The sequence below is a fragment of the Neisseria sp. HMSC073G10 genome, assembly GCF_001812605.1.
Classification (GTDB): Bacteria; Pseudomonadota; Gammaproteobacteria; order Burkholderiales; family Neisseriaceae; genus Neisseria; species Neisseria subflava_A.
The window spans coordinates 532,099-553,702 of record NZ_KV809536.1 but is presented as its reverse complement, the minus strand read 5'-3'; the positions used below and the strand labels follow the sequence as shown (position 1 = coordinate 553,702).

Genomic DNA, 21,604 nt, shown 5'->3' with positions numbered 1-21,604 from the left:
CCAAGGAACTATGATGTCAAAACAACTCACTTTTTATTTTATTCGCCATGGCCGTACCCAATGGAACGAACAGGGGCTTTTGCAGGGATCAGGCAATTCACCACTGACCGAACAAGGAATTACAGGAGCTCAGAAAACCGGGGCGGCGCTACAACAAGTAGAATTTACCGCTGCTTATTCCAGTATTTTACAACGCGCCATTGATACGGCTAGCCATATTATCGGCCAGCGTCCCATCCCTCTTTTTCAGCACTGTGGACTAAATGAGCAATCATTTGGAAGTTGGGAAGGTATGCAAATCGCTGACCTGCGGAAGCTAACCGAATTCAAACAACTGACCAATGACCCGGCAGCTTATAAAGCATTAAGTAATGGTGGCGAAACCTTTGAACAATTAGCAGTACGTGCAATGACTGCCATTTACGATATCATTAAGGTACATCAATCGGGAGCCAATATTTTAGTGGTATCGCATGGCCATACCTTGCGGCTTTTATTGTCCTTACTAGGCGGAGCAACTTGGGACAATCATCGTGATGAGGGTAAATCCGTGTCATTGTTGAATACTTCGATCAGTATCGTGAAATACAATAGTGAAAGCGGTTTTCATATTGAGCAGCTTAACAATGTGGCTCATTTACAATAATTACCTACTTCACACATCAACACACTGTTAGCTCAAGCCCCAATACGCTCATTTTAAATCTACTCATTATTTTTTATTTTAAATCTCAACTAAAACAAGGTCTTTTCTGTATTAATGTCTTTATCGTAAATTCTAAAAAACCGTTTGAACTTAAAGATTCAAATGGTTTTTTAGTATCAACTTATTTATATTCATACTTTTAAATACGGTTAAATTTTAAAATTTAATCCTCCTTCAAATCCCTGCTTACCCCATCAAGATCTGCCAGTACTTAACCCTGCTTTTCCATTTTCCCACAAAGTTTTCAGCAATACTTTCCACGCCGACAATTTAGGATCAGGCTGTTTTCCTTGTCCGATCAAGTCCATTTGCGTCATATACCAGTTCATTTCCAACATTGCCCCTGCTTTTTTATCAACCAATGCCACGCCAGTTTTGATGCGGTCAGTTTGTACGGTTTGGTAAGAGCCGTTTTGCATTTTGTTCGCCAAATCAGGGACTAAGGCAAACGGACGAGCAACACCGACCAAATCTAAATGGCCGCTGGATAAGGCATCTTCCATTGCGCTTTGTGAACGGAAGCCACCAGTGATAATCAATGGAACTTGGCTGACTGCACGGGCTTTTTCGGCGTAATCAATGAAGAAGGCTTCACGTTTACGGGTGCTGTCTTTGGCAGCGAGCATTTGCGGGCTTTCGTAGTTACCACCGGAAACTTCAATAAAATCAATGCCCATTTCTGACAGTTTTTGTACTACCTGCACCGATTCGCTTTCGTCAAAACCGCCTTTTTGGAAGTCCGCCGAATTGAGTTTTACGCCTACCAAGAAATCTTTGCCCACGGTGGCGCGGATGGCGGTGTAGGTTTCTAAAAGGAAGCGCATACGGTTTTCCAAACTGCCGCCCCATTGGTCTTGGCGGCGGTTGTGGTGCGGCGAGAGAAATTGGCTGATGAGATAGCCGTGCGCGGCGTGAATCTGTACGCCTGAAAAGCCCGCCTGTTCGGCAATTTTCGCGGTTTGTACAAATTGCTGAATCAGCCCGTTGATTTCGTCGGCAGTCAATTCGCGCGGCGGATTGATAAAGCCGTCCATGCCCACCAACGGCACGGCGCTCGGCGCAAGCGGCATTTTATTGACCACCGCAGGCGACTGTTTGCCCGCATGGTTGATTTGCATGATGAGCAGCGTGTCGTTTTGCGTGCCGGCTTTCGCCCATTTTTTTAGCATCTCAAGGCTGCAGTCGTCTGAAATCACCACATCGTTTATCGAACCTTTGCCGCTTTCGGCGACCATCACATTGCCCGTCACCAAAACGCCTGCGCTGCCTTTTGCCCAAGTGTCGTACAGGCGGATGAGTTTTTCAGACGGCTGGTCGTTTTGGGCAAGTTGCTCTTCCATGGCGGATTTGAAGATACGGTTTTTGGCGGTTTTGCCGTTTTGAAAAGTGAATGGCGTGAATAACATAATCGTTCCTTTAAGTTGATAAGTTTAAAAATATAAACGTATTTGGGTAAAAATAAAGGGTTAACGGATAACCCTATTTTGAAAGCGGGCAATTTTGAGCCATCAAATCGGCAAGCTGTTTCAATCTCGCCACCGCATCCGCCATGGCAATACTGTAAAAACGCTCTTTGCCGACCTGCTCCACCGCCACCGCTCCGGCTTGCAGCATGATTTTCAAATGATGCGACACCGCAGGGCGCGACAGATGCAGATGCTCGGTCAGCTCATTCACATTCATCTTGCCATGTTCCCACAGCACGCGCAGGATTTGATGGCGGTTTTCATCACTCAACACGGTAAAAATAGGAATGCACTCGCGCATTAAATTCATGGTTTGTTGCGGCATATTCGGCTTTTTGAGTTTATATGTTTAAAAATTTGAACGTATTTTAGAGGGAAAGATAGGGAATGTCAAAGGGAATTTTCAGAAGATGGTTTTAGTGTACAAATCACAGCGTTTCATCAATAATTATCTCAGTCTGCAAGTTGTTTCAGACGGCCTTTTTCGTAATAAAGAGCGGTCAAATTTTTAAGTGTTTTGCAAATCATCTTAAAAATTTGACCGCTTGCATCATTATCAAGACCGCAGCCGTCTGAAACATTGATAGACCGGTTACTGATGTTCGCTTTCTGCTACTTTTGTCCATTTTGCCAATGTCTGCTTCATCTGTGCCTGAGGGATGAAGCGGGCCATCCGTTCTACTTCCTTGCCTTGATAAAACAGCAGCCATGCAGGTACGGTCAGCACGTGGAAACGTCCGGCCATTTCGGGTATTTCAGCAATATCGGCTTTTACGGCATACACATTTCCTTCCTCCGCCAAAGCTGAGTCAAGCTGGGCGCCCACGACCGTACAAACACCGCAGATTGGGGCTTTGATGTACAGTGATACTAAAGGGTGTGTGGCGATGGCCTGTTCGATGTCTTTCAAAGTGTGCAGTTGTTGCATGCCATGTACTCCTTTGAGCGATTAAGCCCTTTTCTAGTTGTCCAGAAAAGGGGCTTTTAACGAAATGAAAACAAGAAAACGTTTTGAGTCGTCTAGATTTTTTCCACAACCACTTTTGCCCGCGCTTTCAGGCTGTTTAACACTGGGGAGGTGGCGGCTGATCGGTCGGCGAAATTTTGCAGGGTAGGAAGGTCGGCGTCGGCTTTTACTTTTATGGTTAGCACCAGATTATCCAGTCCGCCGTAGCCATCTTCCATGCCGAACAGTTTGGCCATGTCGATACCGCCCCTTGCGGATATTTCAAACTGTTCCAGTTTCACGCCTGCTTGTGCTGCTTGCAACTCGAAACCTATGGAGCAGCAGCCTGCCGCAGCGCCGATCAGGTATTCCATCGGATTTGGGGCGGCGTTTTCACCGCCCATGTTTTTCGGTTCGTCTGTGGTAAAGGCAGGGAAGCGGCGCACGGAGATTTCATTCTTCGTGCCGGATACCCAGCGCGAATCGGCGCGTAATACTGCCTTGCCTTTTGCATGGTCGTTTTCAACCGCTGCCATGGTAGTTCGGAAACGTTCGATATCTAACCCGTTAATCATGTTTTGTCCTTTCATATGATGAATTGCAGATGGTTTTTCGCTACACTATTTCGTACCAATTAGCGACTGACAAAATGGTGGGCAAAAGCCCACCACTTCAAGTTGATGTTTTATCATTAACCAAACACTTTTTCCAAATGTGCTTGGTAGTCTGTGAAGTATTGTTCTACTTGTGGATTTTTAACTACATCGTTACATGTAAATGTCGGTAGACGGGTCAAACCGATGAACTCGTTGAGTTTGTGGAAAGGCATGTACACAGCATCCACATCTTTGCCTTCAAAGAAGTCGCCTTCACGGGTGAACGCTTCAATCGGCGCATTCCAAGTAAGCGAAAGCATGTGTTTTTTGCCTTGCAACAAACCACCTGTACCGAAGCCTTCAGTTGGACTAACACGATGACGGCCATCACTGTGGTAAAGCTTGCCGTGTCCAGCGATAAATACTTCGTCTATGTATTTCTTCACTGTCCAAGGCTCGTGCATCCACCAAACAGGCATCTGCCAAATCACGGCATCCATCCACAAGAATTTTTCGATTTCTGCCTCAACATCATAGCCAGCATCAATCACAGTTTCTTTTACATTGTGTCCAAGTGCGGTCAAAACGTCTTTTGCTTTTTTGTGAAGCGTGTTGTTTAACTCACCATGCGAATGGCCGAAAGCTTTACCACCGTTTAATAATAAAATATTCATTTTTACTCCTAGAATAAATAATTTATAAAAAAGGGATGTGATGTTTGCGGTTATTGTCCCGTTTTCCATGAAGCGATACGTTTCAAATTATCCACCGTGTCGTGATTGACGATGGCGTCGAACGTGCCGTCCAGTTTGGCAATTTCTGCTTTGTCTTCATCACTGAGGGCAAAGTCAAAGATGTTCAAGTTTTCCGCCATGCGTTCGGGTTTGGTGGATTTTGCCAATACAATGATGCCACGTTCCACCAGCCATCGGGTAATCACCTGCGCCACGGATTTGCCGTATTTCGCACCGATTTTGCTTAACACGGGATTGTGGAAAATATCGTTTTTGCCTTCAGCAAACGGCGCCCATGCTTCCACGGCGATACCTTCAGCCTGCAAAGCGGAAACGGCTTCGTTTTTTTGTTGGAACGGATTAATTTCAATCTGATTGGCTTGCGGCATCACTTTATTGAATAGTCCCAAATCCACCGCACGCACCGGCGAAAAATTGCTCACGCCGATGGCGCGGATTTTGCCGGCTGCCTGATATTCTTCCAGCGCGCGCCATGTACCGTAGCTGTCGCCGTAAGGCTGATGAATCAGCACCATATCGATGTAATCCAAATTCAGACGGCCTAATGAACGATCCAGCGAGGCCTTGGCGGCTTCGTAGCCGAAATTTTCTACCCAAATTTTGGTGGTAACAAACAATTCTTCGCGTGCCACGCCGCTGTTTTTAATCCCCAAACCGACTTCGGTTTCATTCATATAAACCTGCGCGGTGTCGATGTGACGATAGCCTGCCTTGATGGCGGCAATCACGGCCTGTTCAGTTTCTGCGGGCGGAATTTGGAATACGCCGAAACCAAGTGCAGGAATTTGTACGCCGTTGTTTAATGTGATGTTTTGCATGATATTGTCTCCTGTTTGTTCTCATAAACGTGTAGCCATTTTAGCCCGTGTTTTTATTGAGATAAATTAGGTTTGGTTTTATGATGTCGTGAATTAAATTCACTAATCACCTAAAACGGGGTAGGAAAATGCAGAACTTTAACGAGCTGAATTATTTTTTGACGCTGGCGCAAACTCAGAGTTTTGTGAAGGCAGGACAGCTTTTGGGGATTTCTTCTTCGGCGTTGAGCCACAGCATGAAAAATTTAGAAACGCGGCTAAATTTGCGCCTGCTCAACCGCACTACGCGCAATGTGTCGCTGACCGAAGCCGGACAGCAGCTTTTCGACCAACTTTCTCCGCTTTATCAAGCCATAAACCAAGAAGTCGATGCTTTAAATGATTTTTTGAATACGCCATCGGGATTGATTCGCATCAATGCCCCTGCAATGGCAGCGGAAGCCGTGTTGTATCCAAAATTAAAGCCGATTTTGAACCAATACCCGAAAATCCGCTTGGAAATCGTGGTGGACGACCGCTGGGCAGATATTGTGAAAGAAGGGTTTGACATAGGCGTGCGGCTGGGCAACGATGTGGCGAAAGAGATGATTGCCGTGCCGATTTCTGCACCGCTCAAAATGGTATTGGTTGCCTCGCCCGATTATTTGGCGCAATACGGTTCGCCGAAAAATATTGATGATCTGCAACAGCACCGCCTTATCGGCATAAAACTCTCTGCTGAACACGGCACGGAGATGCAGTGGGAATTCAAATACAAAAAAGAGCTGATTACGTTCACGCCAAAATCGCACTTTTCCATCAACAATCATCTGCGCCGGCAAGCCGTTTCAGACGGCCTTGGCATTGCGTGGATAGCACATATGAGCGTAGCGGATGCACTCAATTCGGGGCACCTGGTCGAGCTGTTGCCTGAATACGCAATCACTTACGAACCGTTTTACCTCTATTACCCCAGCCGCCGCGGGCATTCCAATGTATTTAAGTTGATTGTGGATGCGTTAAAAGTAAAAGCCGTCTGAAATTTCAGACGGCCTTTTTCATAACAAAGAGAGGCCAAATTTTCCAGTATTTTTGCAAATTCTCTTTAAAAGATGACCGCTTATCAATCTAGCCTCACAGTCTCTCCGTCTTCCGGAACGTTCACACGGCTTTCAATGCCTTGACCGCGTATAAATTTACGCATATCGGCGCGGCTGACGGCGGTATGATTCACGGTATCCATGTGTACGGTGATGATTTTGGCTTTAGGCATGACTTGGCTGGCTTTTAATACATCTGCCGTCCCCATAATAATGCCGTCTGAAATGCCTGAAATCAGCGCGTAGCCCGTGTTCATAATCAGATAATCGGGTTTGTAGCGGTTCAATGCTTTGTTTATATCTGCCGTCCACACAGTATCACCCATAATATAAGCGGTTTTATGTCCGCTGCTTTGGAATACCACACCCATTGCATCGCCTAAGATTTCGGCTAGCTGAGGGTTGGCATACATGGCTTCTGTACCATGTACGCCGCCGGTCTTGCTGATGGTTACACCGTTGAAGACAGTGCTGCCGTTCAACACGCGTACATCAGTAAAGCCTTGGCTGCGGATTTTGGCAGCGTCAGCTTGGTGCTGCACATATACGGGCAGGTTTTTTGGAATGGAACGTGCGGCGGTTTCGTCCCAATGGTCTTCGTGGGTATGGGTAACGACAACTGCATCCACACCGTCCAAAATTTTATTCACACTCATCGGCAGCCCGACCAGCGGCATTTTGGCTTGGTTATTGAACGTGCCGGCAAAGCCGTTCATGGAGTGCTTGGGTGCGAAAAACGGGTCAATCAAAAACGTCTGCCCCGCATATTCGACCTTGGCGGTAGCGTTACGGATATGTTGGTATGAATCGTCTGCCCAAGCGGAAAAGGCTGTCGCGCCCAAAACAGTGGCAAGAATAAATTGCTTTAATTTCATGATGTTGCTCCTTAAAAAATCATGGAGCGTATTTTAAACAGCAGGTGTATCGGCTAAAATAGGCAATATTGCCAACAAACGCAAGGATAGTGCCAAAATGTCGTCTGAAAACGAGCGTAACGAGTTTCGCCAAAATCAAGCAGCCCCCAAAATCGTGCTATATGCTCAATCGGGCATGAATGATTTTGTCTTCAACATTCCCTTTTCTATTTTTCAGACGACCTATCGGGACAATCCGCTCTTTGACCTGAAAATCTGTTCCGATGACAGCAAAAACGTCATCACGGCACTGGGTGCAAGCATTCCCGTACACGGCAGCTTGGATTTGACGGAAGAAGCCGACATCATCGTCATCGCAGGCTGGCGCAATATTGAAGAAGCCCCGACACCCGAGTTGAGCGCACATTTACAGAAAGCAGTACAACGTAGTGCACATATCACCGCCCTATGTTACGGCACTTACGCCCTTGCCTACACAGGACTTTTAGACGGCAGAACCGCCGCAACCCACTGGCTTGCCGAAGACGACTTTGTCCGCCGTTTCCCTAAAATTCATCTGGATACCAACCGCCTTTATGCGGAAGACGGCAACTTTTTAACATCGGCAGGTGCGGCGGGTGGGCTGGATTGCTGTCTGTACCTCATCCGCAAAATCCACGGTGCAACCGTTGCCAACGACCTTGCCCGTACCTTGGTTGCGGCACCACACCGCGAAGGCGGGCAGGCACAGTTTATCCACCGACCTGTCGAACGTCGTACCGCCGATGACAAAATCAATCACTTATTGGACGAACTGCGCCAAAACCTTGCAACCCCATACCGCTTGGACGATTTGGCAAAAAAATTAGCCGTTTCACGCCGTACCTTCATCCGCCATTTTTCTCAAGCCACAGGCATGAATTTCGGCGAGTGGCTCACCACAGAGCGACTATGGCAAGTACAGGATTTGTTGGAAAATACGGATTTGCCGATAGAACGCATCGCCGAACAAAGCGGCTTCGGCAGCGCGGCAAACCTGCGTTTACAGTTCAAAGCCAAGTTTAAAATCAATCCGAATGCCTGGCGGAAAGTATTTGGCAGATAGCTCGCGTTAGTCAATCCAAGATACCTGGGTGCAGGTTGCTTTGAAGGTCGTCTGAAAACCCAAAAAGCAGCCTGCACTTTTCAGACGGCCTTTTTTCTTTTTCAAAGAGTAGAAAGATTTCAAAGAGTTTTTATAAATCGTCTTCAAAATCCAAACGCTTGTTCTATCCTAATCATTTATATTCAAAGATGACAATCTCAATCTCATCCTTGCCAATAAAGATAGCGGCTCTTATATGGATACAAGATGCCGTCTGAAAGTTGAGTTTCAGACGGCCTTTGTGTAATGTGAGCTTTCCTACCATTTTTCCTTGCATCGATGAATCATACTTCCTCTACGATGTAAATTATGTAAACACCGTGTTGATGGTTTATCATAGCTAGCCTGCACCAAGTAATCATAAATACCGTAATATGTATAAAATCAAAAACTAATAAGAGAAAAAATGAATAAACAACAACTTGCAGCCAAAATTTGGCAATCTGCGAATAAAATGCGTTCCAAAATTGAAGCGAACGAATACAAAGACTACATCTTAGGCTTTATTTTCTACAAATTTTTGTCCGACAAACTGGAAAAATTTGCCCTTGAACAAGGCTTAGAAAAATCAAATTTTGCCGATGAGCTTACCGAAGCTAACGGGGAGCTTGTCAACCATGTCAAAAGAAACCTCGGCTATTTCATTAGCTACGAACATCTATTCTCAACTTGGTTAGCCCAAGGCTCGGATTTCAATATTGCCAACGTCCGCACAGCAATGAGCGCTTTCAGCCGCAATATCGCAGAAAACTACATCTCAGTTTTTGACGGTATTTTCAAAACCCTAGAATCCGGTTTGAGCAAATTGGGCGATACCGCAGCCAGCCAAACCAATGCGGTGAAAGACCTTTTCGTACTGATTGCCGATATTCCGATGGACGGTAAACAAGGCTATGACGTATTGGGCTTTATTTATGAATACCTGATTAGCATGTTTGCTGCCAACGCAGGCAAAAAAGCAGGCGAATTTTATACGCCGCACGAAGTATCTTTGCTGATGTCTGAAATCATTGCCGACCATCTCAAAGATCGTGAAGAAATCAGCATTTACGACCCGACCAGTGGCTCAGGTTCATTACTGATCAACATCGGCCATAGCGTTGCCAAACATCTCAAAAGCGCCGACAGCATCAAATATTACGCCCAAGAATTAAAAGAAAACACCTACAACCTCACGCGCATGAATTTGGTCATGCGCGGCATTTTGCCGAGCAATATTTTCACCCGCAATGCCGATACATTAGAAGACGACTGGCCGCTGGAAGGCGAGCCGCTGTATCTGGATGCCGTAGTGTCCAATCCGCCCTATTCCCAGCCGTGGAATCCCAAAGACAAAGAAGGCGACATCCGCTACAAACGTTTTGGCGTCGCCCCGCAGGCAAAAGCCGATTTTGCCTTTCTATTGCACGACCTCTTCCACTTAAAACCCGACGGCATCATGACCATCGTCTTGCCGCATGGCGTGCTTTTTAGAGGTGGCGAAGAAGAGAAAATCCGCAAAAATCTGATTGAATACAATCATATCGATGCCATTATCGGTCTGCCTGCCAATATCTTTTTTGGTACGGGCATTCCCACCATCATCGTCGTTTTACGCCAAGAGCGCGAACGTAACAACGTATTGATGATTGACGCCTCCAAGCATTTCATCAAAGTGGGCAAAAACAACCATTTGCAGGCAAGCGACATCAAGCGCATTGTCGATTGCGTGACCCATCGCCGGGAATTGCCTAAATTCTCCCGCATTGTGCCGAAAGCCGAAATTGTGGCAAACGGCTACAACCTCAACATTCCACGCTATGTCGATTCCGCCGAGCCGGCGGAGCAATGGGATATTTTCGCCACCATACACGGCGGCATTCCCAAAGCAGAGCTGGCACAATTCGCAGACTATTGGGCAGCCTTTGATGGTTTACAGACGGCCTTGTTTACCGATAACGGCACACCTTATGTGCAGCCGAAAACCGACAATCTCAAAGCCGCCATGCAAAGCCACGCTAGCGTGCTGAATTACCAAGCGCAATTTGCCCAAAACTTTGCCAATTTCACTACCAGCTTGGAAAGCCTGCTGATTGAGCCGATGGAAACGCTCAACATCTCCCAAACTCAGCAGCAGCTTGCCGAACTCATTCGGGAAAAAGTGCAGGCAATGCCCTTATTGGATTTCTATACCGCCTATCAAAAACTCGATGACCTATGGCGCGCCGATGTGGCAGGCATTGCCGCGGATTTGGAGATGATTCAAACCGAAGGCAAACAGGCAATTAAGCAGGTTGATCCATTTATGGTGCTGAAAAAAGACAGCAAAACCAAAAAAGAAGCCGAAGTACAAGACGGCTGGGTGGGGCATATTCTGCCGTTTGAATTGGTGCAAGCCGTCAAACTGCCGCAGGAATTGGCAACCCTAAAAGCCAAAGAAACCCGCTTGGCGGAAATCGCCGCCGAAATGCAAAGCATTTTGGAAAACCTGAGCGAAGAAGAAAAAGCCTGCCCTGCCGTCAATGAAGAAGGCGACGGCTTTATCAATGCCGAAATTCCAAAAGCCTTGCAACAAGAATTGGAAGCCGACGGCATCGCGATTGCCAAAAAAGCCGACTTGACCAAAGCCATCGACAAACACACTTTTGCCGAAGAAAGCCTGGGCGCAAAATTGCAGGCTGCCTATAAGCTGCTTGCCGAAGAAAAAACGCTCAAAGCAGAACTCAAAACCCTATCTGCCGAGCTTCACAGCAAAACCAAAGCCGCTATTGAAGCCCTGGATGATGCCGAAGCCCTCGACTTGCTCCGCCAAAAATGGTTTGTTCCGCTCAATGCGGCGATGTGCAGGCTGCCTGAAAACATGCTGGCGCAATTCAGCCAAAAACTGAGCGCACTTTGCGACAAATATGCCAACACCTATCAGCATATCAGCGAGCGTAAACAAGAAAGCGCCGCCGCACTGGCACAAATGATGGACGAACTCACCGGCAGCGAGTTTGACTTGCAGGGCATTGCCGCATGGCAGGCAATTTTGAAAGGCTAAGGGGGCAAAATGAATAAGCAACAAGAGCCACGTTTGCGGTTTAATGGGTTTACTGATGCTTGGGAAGAAAAGGTATTGGGTGAAGTAACAGAATATCTTAGTGATGGTACTCATTTTTCCCCAAAATCCCAAAATGGAGAATACAAATATATAACTTCGAAAAATATTAGAAATTCAGGTTTAGATTTATCTGATGTTTCTTATATTTCAGCTGAAGAGCATCAAGAAATATATAAACGTTGTTCAGTCAAATTTGGAGATTTGTTATTAACGAAAGATGGAGCTAGTACAGGAAATTGTTGTATTAACTTTCTTGACGAAGAATTTTCATTATTATCCAGCGTTGCTGTATTAAGGCCAAAGCAAAAGAAACATAATGCTAATTTTTTATGCCAAGTATTACAAAGCCCTATTGGACAAAATGAAATTAAAGGCTCAATGGCTGGGCAAGCAATTACCCGTATTACTTTAGAAAAGTTAAGAGCCTATAAATTTAATTTTCCTCTTTACGAAGAACAAACCCACCTTGGTTTGTTTTTCCGCCGCTTAGACAGCCTAATCGCCGAGAGCCAAGCGGTGTTGGAAAAAAGCCGTCAGCTTAAAAAGGCCATGTTGGCAAAAATGTTCCCCGCAAACGGTGAAAAAATACCGAAAATCCGTTTTAAAGGGTTTGAGGGGGAGTGGGAGCGAAATGAATTAGGCTGCTTGGGTTATTGCTTATCAGGTATTGGTTTTTCTGAAAATGAGCAAGGTGGAGAAAATGGCATACCATTTTTCAAAGTGTCAGATATGAATTTATCGGGTAACGAAGTTTATCTAAGAAAAGCCAATAACTATGTAACCCAAGAACAAATTGATAAACAACGATGGCAAGTTATTCAACAGCTTCCATGTATATTTTTTGCCAAAGTTGGAGCAGCTTTACTGTTAAATCGTAAACGGCTGGTTAATACTCCATTTTTACTTGATAACAATACAATGGCGTTTATCTTAGATTCAAGCTTGGATAATTATTTTATGAAAACACTTTTTGATACGATTGATTTGCCTGCATTAGCCCAAATCGGAGCTTTGCCATCCATAAATGCAAAAGATATTGAGAAGAATATTGTGTTTATTCCTACTCCTAAAGAACAAACCGCCATCGGCAACTTCTTCCGCCAACTGGACGAAACCATTGCCTTACAGTCGGCAGAGGTCGAAAAATTAAACCAACTTAAAAAAGGGCTGTTGGCGGCGATGTTGGTATAGGGCGGGCGTTCCTGACCATGATTAAGGCCGTCTGAAAAATTGTAGTAGCGCCCTTACGGAGAAAAAGAATGTTTAATAAAGAAGCTGATTTTGAAAACGCACTGATTGCCTTGCTGTCCACTAAAAGCTGGGAAAAGGAAGTGTTGCGCTATCCCACCGAAGAAAAGTTGATTGCCAACTGGCAGGAGCATTTGAATAAAACCAACCAACATATCGACAAGCTCGATGTACCGTTGCTTCGCTCGGAAATGAACCAGATTTTGGAGCAGGTGCAGGCATTGAAAACGCCTTATGCGCTAAACGGCTTTATCAACGGCAAAACGGTGGCCATCAAGCGTGAAAATGAGGCGAGCCGTCATTTCGGCAAGGAAGTGTCGCTGGATATTTTCGACCGTGAGGAAATTTCTGCCGGCAAAAGCCGCTATCAAATTGCCCAGCAGCCCCAATTTACTCCTCGTTCAGATTTATACCCTAAGCAGCGCGGCGATTTGATGTTGTTAATCAACGGCATGCCGATGTTTCATATTGAGCTGAAACGCTCTGGCGTGCCCATCAGCCAAGCGACCAATCAAATTGAGCGATACCATAAGGCAGGCGCGTTTTCGGGCATTTTTAGCCTGGTGCAGGTGTTTGTGGCGATGACGCCGGAAGAATGCCGCTATTTTGCCAATACCGGCGGTCAATTAAATCCTGCGTTTTATTTCCGTTGGGCGGATTTCAATAATGTGTATATGAACGATTGGGATAAGGTGGCGACGCATTTCCTCTCGATTCCGATGGCGCATCAGTTTATCGGCGATTACACCATTGCCGATGCGAAAGACGAACAGCTGAAAGTGTTGCGCAGCTATCAGTATTATGCAGTCAACAAAATTGCCGACACGGTGGCAAAAACAGATTGGACTTCGGGCAATCAGCGCGGCGGCTATATTTGGCATACCACAGGCTCGGGCAAAACGATGTCGAGTTTTAAATCGGCACAGTTAATCAGCCGCCGCAAAGATGCGGATAAGGTGATTTTCTTGCTCGACCGTATTGAGCTGGGCAAGCAATCGCTGGAGGAATATCAGAATTTTGCCGATAGTAAAGATGATGTGCAGGCAACGGAAAACACCGCCATTTTGCTCGCTAAGCTGAAAAGCAAACAAGACCGCGACCGCTTAATTGTTACCTCCATTCAAAAAATGAGTAATATCAAGGCGGAAGAAGGGGTAAATGAGGCTGACATCGAGCAAATCAGTGGCAAACGTTTGGTGTTTATCATTGATGAAGCCCACCGCACTACTTTTGGCGATATGTTGCTCACCATTAAGCACACCTTCCCCAATGCGATTTTCTTCGGCTTTACCGGCACGCCGATTGAAGAAGAAAACGCTAAGAAAAATTCAACCACTGCCACGGTTTTCGGCAATGAATTGCACCGCTATTCGATTGCAGACGGCATTCGTGATGAAAACGTGCTGGGCTTTCACCCCTTCCATATCCGCACCTTTAAAGACAGCGATTTGCGCAGAGCCGTTGCTTTGCAGGAGGCAAAAGCAGCAGATGAAAGCGAAGTATTTGCCGATGATCAAAAGAAAAAAATCTACAACCGCTTTATGAACGATGTGCCGATGGCGGGCGACTATGCTTCAGACGGCAAATATCAAAAAGGCATTGAAGATTATGTGCCCAATGTGCAATATCAAGAATCGGAACATGTGAATGCAGTGATTGGCGATATGCTGGAAAATTGGCAGCGGCTTAGCCAAGGCAAAAAATATCATGCCATTTTTGCCACCAGTTCTATTCCCGAAGCGGTCAATTATTATCGCTTAATTAAAGCCAGAATTGCTGAGAAAATCAGAATTGCTGAGGAAGTCGGAAATTCTGAGGAAGCTAAAAATTCCTTGCCGAAACTGACCGCCCTTTTCGATCCGAATATTCTTAACGATGGGCAAGGCAACGACAAGGAAATATGGATTGCCGAAATTTTGGAAGATTACAACGCCCAGTTCGGCACAAGCTTTGGCTATGCCACTTATTCCCGATTTAAAACGGATTTGTCGGATAGGTTGTCGCATATCAATGCGTATAAGAGAATCAAGCCCGACGAGCAGCTGGATTTGTTGATTGTGGTCGATCAGATGCTGACAGGCTTCGACAGCAAATGGCTCAATACGCTCTATTTAGACAAAATTTTGGATTACGCCAACTTGATTCAGGCGTTTTCCCGTACTAACCGCGTATGCGACAAAACCGATAAGCCTTTTGGTTTAATCCGCTATTACCGCAAGCCGCATACGATGCAACGCAATATTGAGCGAGCCGTAAAACTTTATTCGGGCGACCGTCCTATGGGGCTGTTTGTCGATAATTTAGATAAGGTTATCGACAAAATGAATGTCTGTTTTGCCGATATTGCCGATATTTTCAAATGGGCAGGATTAGAGGATTTTTCAAAAAATCCTGATGATACAACCTCATGCGCAAAGTTTGTCAAACTATTCAATCAGCTCAATGAGCACTTACAAGCTGCTCGGCTCTTGGGCTTTTCTTGGGAACAATCAAGCTATGATGTGGTACAGGAAGACGACAGCGTGATCACTGCCACACTCAATTTCGATCAAGAGACTTACGATAAACTGCTGGCTCGTTATAAAGATTTGTTTAAAGAAAGTTCAGGCAATGGTAGCGGTAGCGATGATGTGCCATTTGATTTGCGTTCGCACATCAACGAAATCGAAACCGATAAAATTGATCAAAATTATATGAATGCCCGTTTTGAAAAATGGCTTAAAACCATCGGCGGCATAGAAGAAGCTGCTGCACTTGAGGAGCTACACCACTCTTTTGCTACGCTTTCTAAAGAAGATCAAAAATTTGCTGAGTTGTTTTTACACGATGTGCAATCCGGCGATATCAAGCTTGATCCAAATTTAGCATTAAGTGATTACATCACCACGTACAAGCAAAAAGATGCCAATGATAAGGTGCTAAAAGTAATTAAAGGTTTAGGGCTGGATGGAGATTTGCTACGTGCACTGTTGGCAAGAAAATATACCAGCGAAAATTTGGACTTAGGCAGACTAAATGACCTAAAAGCAACAGTCGATAGGGAAAAAGCCAAAGTTTATTTTAACGAAGAACGTATATTTTATTTAAATATACGGATTGATGAATTTCTAAGGGAACTAATTACAAGATAGTTATTACCTATTGAAAGATATTAAATAATCATCAATTTAGCATATCTCTACCTGAACATTAAACCCCTTACCTACCCAACTACAAAGGCTGAGCCAAATCGTTTTCCGTGTTGTAGCTGATAAAATCCTGCTCATGAGGGAAATGGACAACTCGCGCGCGCTGTTGCTGCAGCCAGCCGCGGATGCTGCGCATTCCTGAATAAAGGTATGGCACGGTGCTTTGCAGAATTTGCGGACGGATGAACATCACGCTGTAATGCGGTCTGGACGGGGTTTCAACGTAAAATGCATTGCACAACGGCGTGCGTTTGGCGATGGTCTCAAACTGGGAAACCAAGTTTTCAGGCAGGCGGGGCATATCGCAGGATACGATGAGCAGCCAATCGGCAGTAGCAATTTGCAAATCGTTGGCAGCGGTACACAAGGCGGCTAAAGGACCGTAATGCTGCCATTGGCGCGAATCCGAGAAAACGTGCGCGCTACGTTGGGCGTAAGACTCAAGGTTGCGGTTGGCACTGATGGCGATATGGCTGACTTGGGGGCGGATTTTTTCGATAACATGATCTATCAAGGCTTTGTTGTGCCATTGCACCAACCCCTTATCGACACCTCCCATCCGGCTTCCCTGCCCGCCGGCCAATATCAGTGCGAAAATTTTCATTTTGGTAGTCCTTTGCGAAGCAGAGTATGGAGTGTGGTTCAAGATGTTGTGTTTATTGGATAAGTTTCAAGGTTTCAGGCCGTCTGAAACCTTATTTTTATGATTAAATTCACTTGAGATGAATTTTATCATAACATGATTTTACATTAAACCCCTGTTTTTTCTTATCATAACCACACAATTATTTTAGACAGGTTGTTTATAGACCAAAAGAATGATATTTTTATAAGATTATCGGATTAGTTCCCCTGCGTGCTTTATGCGTTTATTCTCCGGATCTTCAGACGGCCTGAGCCTGTCTTCGCGTTTAAAACTGCTGACTTTTTTATGGGTCAGTTCGGCTTTTTTGTCGATTGTCTTTACCCTTCTGCTTTCTTGGCGTTTGGAAAGCTCGGCCAAAACGATTGAAGATGCAGGCAGTTTGAAAATGCAGGTGTATCGTTTGGCTTATATGGCAAGCGTCCGTACGCCCAATGCGCAAATTGACAACCAAATCAAAGAATTTGAACGTACGCTGGCCGATGTGACGCAAAGTGATGCCATTCATCCGCTGATTCCGTCTCAAACGCCGTTGGCTTACGACTTGATTCAATCGATGCTGTTGATTGATTGGGAATCCAACATCAAGCCGTCTTTGCAACATTACGAGCGTCCGACCCAAATCGGCCTGTACCGTTTTGCCGGCAACATCGAGCTATTTTTACAGGCGATGGAAAATGCCAACGAGCAAAATACCTTGTGGCTGCGCCGCTTCCAAATGGCCATGATGCTGATGATTGTTGTGGCTGCAGGCTTGATGATTGTTTGGCATTATTCATGGATTATCCGGCCCTTGGAAAAACTGCGTGATGGCGTAGAAACCATCAGCAAAGGGCATTTCGGCGTTCAAATCGAGACAGACCAGATCCGTGAGTTTGCCCAAGTAAGCAAGGGTTTCAACCAAATGAGCCGCCGTCTGCATACGCTTTATACAGACTTGGAAGGACAAGTTGCCAAACAAACCCAAGACTTGGCGCGGCAAAACCGTGATTTGACCCTGCTCTACCAAACCACGCGCAATCTGCACCAAACCTTTACGCCGCAACAGGCCGCAGAAGAATTTTTGGCTCAGATTCTGCCGGCGTTTTCCGCTTTGGGCGGTACGGTATATCTTTCCGATGAAGAACGCAAACGCTCTGACTTGGCGGCAAGTGTCGGTGAAACCGAAGAGGGAAATCGTGTAGAATTCCCAATCGTTTACCAAGACGAACAGCTCGGTGTATTGGCCCTGTATTTTTCAGACGGCCATATGCCTGATGAGCAAGACGAAAAACTGCTGCATACCTTAAGCGGACAGCTGGGCATTTCCATCGCCAACAACCGCATGGAACAAGAGCGCCGCCTGCTTGCAGTCTTGCAGGAGCGTAACTTGATTGCGCAAGGTTTGCATGACAGCATCGCACAAGCTTTGACCTTTTTGAATTTGCAGGTACAAATGCTGGAAAGCGCGTTTGCTTCAGACCAACGCGAGCAGGCAGAAGAAAATATCGGCTTCATCAAAGACGGCGTGCAGGAATGCTACGAGGACGTACGCGAACTTTTGATGAATTTCCGCACCAAAATCAGTAATAAAGATTTTCCTGAAGCGGTAGAATCGCTGCTGGCGCGTTTTGAACGACAAACCGGTATTCCAGTTGATTTAAAATGGCAGGACGACGGGCAGGCTTTGAATTATGATGAGCATTTGCAAATCATCTTCATCTTGCAGGAAAGCCTGTCCAATATTCGGAAGCACGCGCTTGCGCAACATGTCAGCGTCGAAATTGCCAACCACGGCGATTTTGTCATGACGATTCGTGATGACGGCGCAGGCTTTAATAAAGAACACCTATCAAACCGGCCTTCAGGCGAACATGTCGGCTTAGGCATTATGCAAGAACGGGCCCAACGGATTAACGCAGAATTGGCCATTACATCGCAGATTGGGCAAGGTACGGCGGTTATGCTGACTTTGCCGCAACAAATGAGAACAGCATCATGACGATTAAAATTACCCTTATTGACGACCACACCCTATTTCGCAGCGGCATCAAAGCCCTGCTCTCCCGCCAGCCTGATTTTGAAGTCGTCGGCGAAGCTTCAGACGGCCTGGCCGGCGTAAAAATGGTTGAGCAGCTCAAGCCTGATGTGGTCTTACTGGACTTGGATATGCCGGTCATGAACGGCCGCGAAGCATTGGCTCAAATTTTAAGTATCAATCCGCAGCTGACCGTCATCATGCTGACCGTTTCTGAAGACAGCGACGATTTGACCGAGTGTATGCGTATGGGTGCAAAAGGCTTTTTGCTGAAAAACATCAACGCCGACTTCCTATTGGAAAGCATTCGCAAAGCTGTCGACGGAGACAATGTATTCTCCCCTGAAATGACCAGCCGCTTGGTGCAATCGCTGATTTCTCCATCTCCTTCCCGCTCAGACCATCTGCTGGAGCAACTGACCCCGCGCGAAATGGAAATCTTGGGCTATCTTGCCGCCGGACACAGCAACAAAATCATTGCCCGCCATTTGAACTTGGCAGAGTCAACCGTCAAAGTGCATGTGCAAAACCTGTTGCGCAAGCTGAATCTAAGCAGCCGCGTTCAAGCTGCGGTTTATGCGGTACAACACAAAGTACCGCAACCGGAATTGTCTTAAAAAGGCCGTCTGAACCTGAAACCTTGTTGTTGAAAGGTTTCAGGTAAAGCGTTTATTCGCTATAATCACGGCGATTTGTATGCAGGGTTGTCTGATTTTTCAGACGGCCTTTTTATTTGATTTCTCACTGATTTAAAACAACATGTCCGAAAACATTCCAGAAAATACACCCGAAAATACCGTTCCTGAAGAACACAAACGCAGCATCCGCAGTTTCGTCTTGCGCCAAGGCCATATGACCGCGGCCCAACAGCGCGCCATCGATACGATGTGGACGCAATTTGGTGTGGACTTCCAAGAAGCTCCTTTGGATTTGAACCGCGCTTTTGGAAGGGACAATCCTAAAGTATTGGAAATCGGTTTCGGTATGGGTGTCGCAACGGTGGAAATCGCCAAACGTCTGCCCGATACCGACTTTTTAGCGATTGATGTTCATGGCCCTGGCGTCGGTAATATCTTGAAGCTGATTGAGGAAGAACACATATCCAATATCCGCGTAATGCGTCATGATGCAGTGGAAGTAGTGGAAAAGATGCTGGAAGACGGTTCTTTAGACGGCATTCATATTTTCTTCCCTGACCCTTGGCACAAAAAACGCCACAATAAACGCCGCTTGGTACAAGTGCCGTTTGTTGAAAAGCTGCTGCCCAAACTCAAAAGCGGTGGCTATGTTCATATGGCGACTGACTGGGAAGAATACGCCGTGCAAATGCTGGAAGTTTTGAGCAGTTTCGACTCTTTGCAAAACACGGCTGCCGATTATGCCCCTACGCCTGATTATCGTCCTGAAACCAAGTTTGAAGCCCGAGGCAAACGATTGGGTCATGGCGTTTGGGACTTGGTGTTCCGTAAGAAATAAAGCCGAACATAAAACACAAGGCCGTCTGAAAAATTTCAGACGGCCTTTTATCTTACTGATTAAGCCAAGAAAAGTTTATAAGCCGGATTATCGGTTTCTTCTTTATAAACATAACCCAAGCTCTCCAAGAAGTCGGTAAAGGCTTCATTGTCGCTTTCAGGTACATCGATACCGACCAAAATACGGCCGTAGTCCGCACCATGATTGCGATAATGGAACAAGGTAATATTCCATTCGGCACGCATATGGTTCAAGAAACGGGACAATGCGCCGGGGCGCTCCGGAAATTCAAAGCTGACCAAACGTTCGCTGGATACTTTTTCCGTCCGTCCACCGACCATGTAACGGATATGGATTTTGGCGATTTCGTCATTGGTCAGATCGACATTCGGCAAACCTGCGTCAGCCAGTTGTTTACTGATGACAGCCAAGTCTTGCGCACCGGCAGTTTGCAGGCCGACAAAAATATGAGCATTGTTGTCGTTGCCGTAGCGGTAGTTGAACTCGGTAATGTTCCGGCTACCCAAGACATTGATAAACTTGAGGAAGCTGCCTTTTTCTTCAGGAATGGTAACGGCGAAAATACCTTCGTTGCCCTCGCCCAGTTCACTGCGTTCTGAAACATGGCGCAGGCGGTGGAAGTTCATGTTGGCGCCGCTGGTAACGGCAACCAGGTTTTGACCTTGGATATTGTTTTTCGCAACGTAAGCCTTCAAGCCGGCAAGCGCCAATGCACCTGCAGGTTCGGTAATGCTGCGCGTATCGTCAAAAATATCTTTAATCGCACCGCACAACATATCCGTATTGACCGTAATAATCTCGTCCAGCAGCTCTTTACACAGACGGAAGGTTTCCTCGCCCACCACTTTAACCGCCGTGCCGTCTGAAAACAGGCCGACATCTTTCAAATGTACGATTTCCCCCGCCTCTACCGATTGCTTCATACAGCAAGAATCATCGGTTTGCACGCCAATCACTTTAATTTCAGGGCAAACCTGTTTAATAAATGCCGCCACACCTGCTGCCAAACCTCCGCCGCCAATCGGAACAAAAATCGCATTGATATTGCGGTGTTGACGGAGGATTTCCATGCCGATGGTTCCCTGACCGGCAATCACATCAGGATCATCAAACGGCGCGATATAAGTCAGTTTTTCCTTTTCTGCCAACTCCATCGCATAATCATAGGCATCGTTATAAGACACACCTTTCAACACCACTTCGCCGCCTCGGCTCTTGACCGCGTCAATTTTAATTTTAGGCGTTGTTTCCGGCATTACGATAACGGCGCGGCAACCCAAATACTGCGCCGACAAAGCCACACCCTGCGCATGGTTGCCTGCGCTTGCTGCAATTACGCCGCAATCTAAGGCTTCTTTCGGCAGTTTCGCCATTTTGTTGTACGCGCCGCGAATTTTGAACGAAAACACCGGCTGCAAATCTTCGCGTTTGAGCAAAACCTGATTGTTCAGACGGCCTGACAGACTGCGTGCCAAATCTAAAGGCGTTTCTACGGCCACATCATAAACGGAAGCGGTCAAAATACGGGTTAGATAATCAGAAAGAGGAAGGGAATGGTTCATGGT

18 protein-coding genes are annotated in these 21,604 nt (G+C 46.1%); 9 read left to right on the top strand and 9 right to left on the bottom strand.

Annotated elements, in window-relative coordinates:
- Window positions 1-13 precede the first annotated feature (13 nt).
- Window positions 14-646 carry a histidine phosphatase family protein gene (locus HMPREF2865_RS10950; protein ID WP_070647184.1) on the top strand — a complete coding sequence of 211 codons (633 nt, stop codon included), beginning with the start codon at window positions 14-16 and terminating at the stop codon, window positions 644-646.
- 254 nt (window positions 647-900) lie between these two features.
- Here the strand turns inward: HMPREF2865_RS10950 and HMPREF2865_RS10945 are convergent, their stop codons facing one another.
- The 6 genes from HMPREF2865_RS10945 to HMPREF2865_RS10920 all read right to left on the bottom strand — a co-directional run bounded on the left by HMPREF2865_RS10945 (window position 901) and on the right by HMPREF2865_RS10920 (window position 5,287).
- A complete protein-coding gene (locus HMPREF2865_RS10945) occupies window positions 901-2,112 on the bottom strand; it encodes an NADH:flavin oxidoreductase/NADH oxidase family protein (protein WP_070647183.1) in 1,212 nt (403 codons plus the stop codon).
- 73 nt (window positions 2,113-2,185) lie between these two features.
- Window positions 2,186-2,497, bottom strand: coding sequence for an ArsR/SmtB family transcription factor (locus tag HMPREF2865_RS10940; RefSeq protein ID WP_070591088.1), 312 nt, complete (start codon window positions 2,495-2,497; stop codon window positions 2,186-2,188).
- Between the two features lie 267 nt (window positions 2,498-2,764).
- On the bottom strand, window positions 2,765-3,100 hold the full coding sequence (locus HMPREF2865_RS10935; protein WP_070647181.1) for a thioredoxin family protein: 336 nt from the start codon (window positions 3,098-3,100) through the stop codon (window positions 2,765-2,767).
- 92 nt (window positions 3,101-3,192) lie between these two features.
- On the bottom strand, window positions 3,193-3,693 hold the full coding sequence (locus tag HMPREF2865_RS10930) for an OsmC family protein (RefSeq protein WP_234396208.1): 501 nt from the start codon (window positions 3,691-3,693) through the stop codon (window positions 3,193-3,195).
- Window positions 3,694-3,809: 116 nt separating this feature from the next.
- A complete protein-coding gene (locus HMPREF2865_RS10925) occupies window positions 3,810-4,388 on the bottom strand; it encodes an NAD(P)H-dependent oxidoreductase (protein ID WP_070647177.1) in 579 nt (192 codons plus the stop codon).
- A 50-nt stretch (window positions 4,389-4,438) separates the two neighbouring features.
- Window positions 4,439-5,287 carry an aldo/keto reductase gene (locus tag HMPREF2865_RS10920; protein ID WP_070460670.1) on the bottom strand — a complete coding sequence of 283 codons (849 nt, stop codon included), beginning with the start codon at window positions 5,285-5,287 and terminating at the stop codon, window positions 4,439-4,441.
- A 128-nt stretch (window positions 5,288-5,415) separates the two neighbouring features.
- On the opposite strand from HMPREF2865_RS10920, the gene HMPREF2865_RS10915 reads away from it, so the two are divergent.
- Window positions 5,416-6,306, top strand: coding sequence for a LysR family transcriptional regulator (locus HMPREF2865_RS10915; RefSeq protein ID WP_070647175.1), 891 nt, complete (start codon window positions 5,416-5,418; stop codon window positions 6,304-6,306).
- Between the two features lie 83 nt (window positions 6,307-6,389).
- On the opposite strand, the gene HMPREF2865_RS10910 is transcribed toward HMPREF2865_RS10915, so the two are convergent.
- The gene (locus HMPREF2865_RS10910) at window positions 6,390-7,241 is read right to left on the bottom strand and encodes an MBL fold metallo-hydrolase (protein ID WP_070647173.1); all 852 of its coding nucleotides are present in this window, start codon (window positions 7,239-7,241) and stop codon (window positions 6,390-6,392) included.
- 97 nt (window positions 7,242-7,338) lie between these two features.
- Here HMPREF2865_RS10910 and HMPREF2865_RS10905 point away from each other — a divergent pair, with 97 nt between their 5' ends.
- The 4 genes from HMPREF2865_RS10905 to HMPREF2865_RS10890 all read left to right on the top strand — a co-directional run bounded on the left by HMPREF2865_RS10905 (window position 7,339) and on the right by HMPREF2865_RS10890 (window position 15,825).
- Window positions 7,339-8,325, top strand: coding sequence for a GlxA family transcriptional regulator (locus tag HMPREF2865_RS10905; RefSeq protein WP_070647171.1), 987 nt, complete (start codon window positions 7,339-7,341; stop codon window positions 8,323-8,325).
- Window positions 8,326-8,770: 445 nt separating this feature from the next.
- The gene (locus HMPREF2865_RS10900; protein ID WP_070647170.1) at window positions 8,771-11,386 is read left to right on the top strand and encodes a type I restriction-modification system subunit M; all 2,616 of its coding nucleotides are present in this window, start codon (window positions 8,771-8,773) and stop codon (window positions 11,384-11,386) included.
- A gap of 9 nt (window positions 11,387-11,395) precedes the next feature.
- On the top strand, window positions 11,396-12,637 hold the full coding sequence (locus HMPREF2865_RS10895; protein ID WP_070647168.1) for a restriction endonuclease subunit S: 1,242 nt from the start codon (window positions 11,396-11,398) through the stop codon (window positions 12,635-12,637).
- Between the two features lie 68 nt (window positions 12,638-12,705).
- Window positions 12,706-15,825 carry a type I restriction endonuclease subunit R gene (locus HMPREF2865_RS10890; protein ID WP_070647166.1) on the top strand — a complete coding sequence of 1,040 codons (3,120 nt, stop codon included), beginning with the start codon at window positions 12,706-12,708 and terminating at the stop codon, window positions 15,823-15,825.
- A 79-nt stretch (window positions 15,826-15,904) separates the two neighbouring features.
- Here HMPREF2865_RS10890 and mobA read toward each other — a convergent pair whose 3' ends face one another.
- Window positions 15,905-16,486: a molybdenum cofactor guanylyltransferase MobA gene (gene mobA, locus HMPREF2865_RS10885; RefSeq protein ID WP_070647164.1), complete on the bottom strand. Its 582-nt coding sequence runs from the start codon at window positions 16,484-16,486 to the stop codon at window positions 15,905-15,907.
- A 259-nt stretch (window positions 16,487-16,745) separates the two neighbouring features.
- Here mobA and HMPREF2865_RS10880 point away from each other — a divergent pair, with 259 nt between their 5' ends.
- The 3 genes from HMPREF2865_RS10880 (at window position 16,746) to trmB (ending at window position 20,018) form a co-directional block, all read left to right on the top strand.
- Window positions 16,746-18,506 (top strand): histidine kinase, encoded by a 1,761-nt coding sequence (locus HMPREF2865_RS10880; protein WP_070647162.1) that lies wholly within the window; start codon window positions 16,746-16,748, stop codon window positions 18,504-18,506.
- A complete protein-coding gene (locus HMPREF2865_RS10875; RefSeq protein WP_070647160.1) occupies window positions 18,503-19,159 on the top strand; it encodes a response regulator in 657 nt (218 codons plus the stop codon). The genes HMPREF2865_RS10880 and HMPREF2865_RS10875 overlap by 4 nt, the downstream gene beginning before the upstream one ends.
- A gap of 142 nt (window positions 19,160-19,301) precedes the next feature.
- Window positions 19,302-20,018 (top strand): tRNA (guanosine(46)-N7)-methyltransferase TrmB, encoded by a 717-nt coding sequence (gene trmB / locus HMPREF2865_RS10870; protein ID WP_070647158.1) that lies wholly within the window; start codon window positions 19,302-19,304, stop codon window positions 20,016-20,018.
- Window positions 20,019-20,077: 59 nt separating this feature from the next.
- Here trmB and ilvA read toward each other — a convergent pair whose 3' ends face one another.
- Window positions 20,078-21,601: a threonine ammonia-lyase, biosynthetic gene (gene ilvA, locus HMPREF2865_RS10865; RefSeq protein ID WP_070647156.1), complete on the bottom strand. Its 1,524-nt coding sequence runs from the start codon at window positions 21,599-21,601 to the stop codon at window positions 20,078-20,080.
- Window positions 21,602-21,604: the final 3 nt, after the last annotated feature.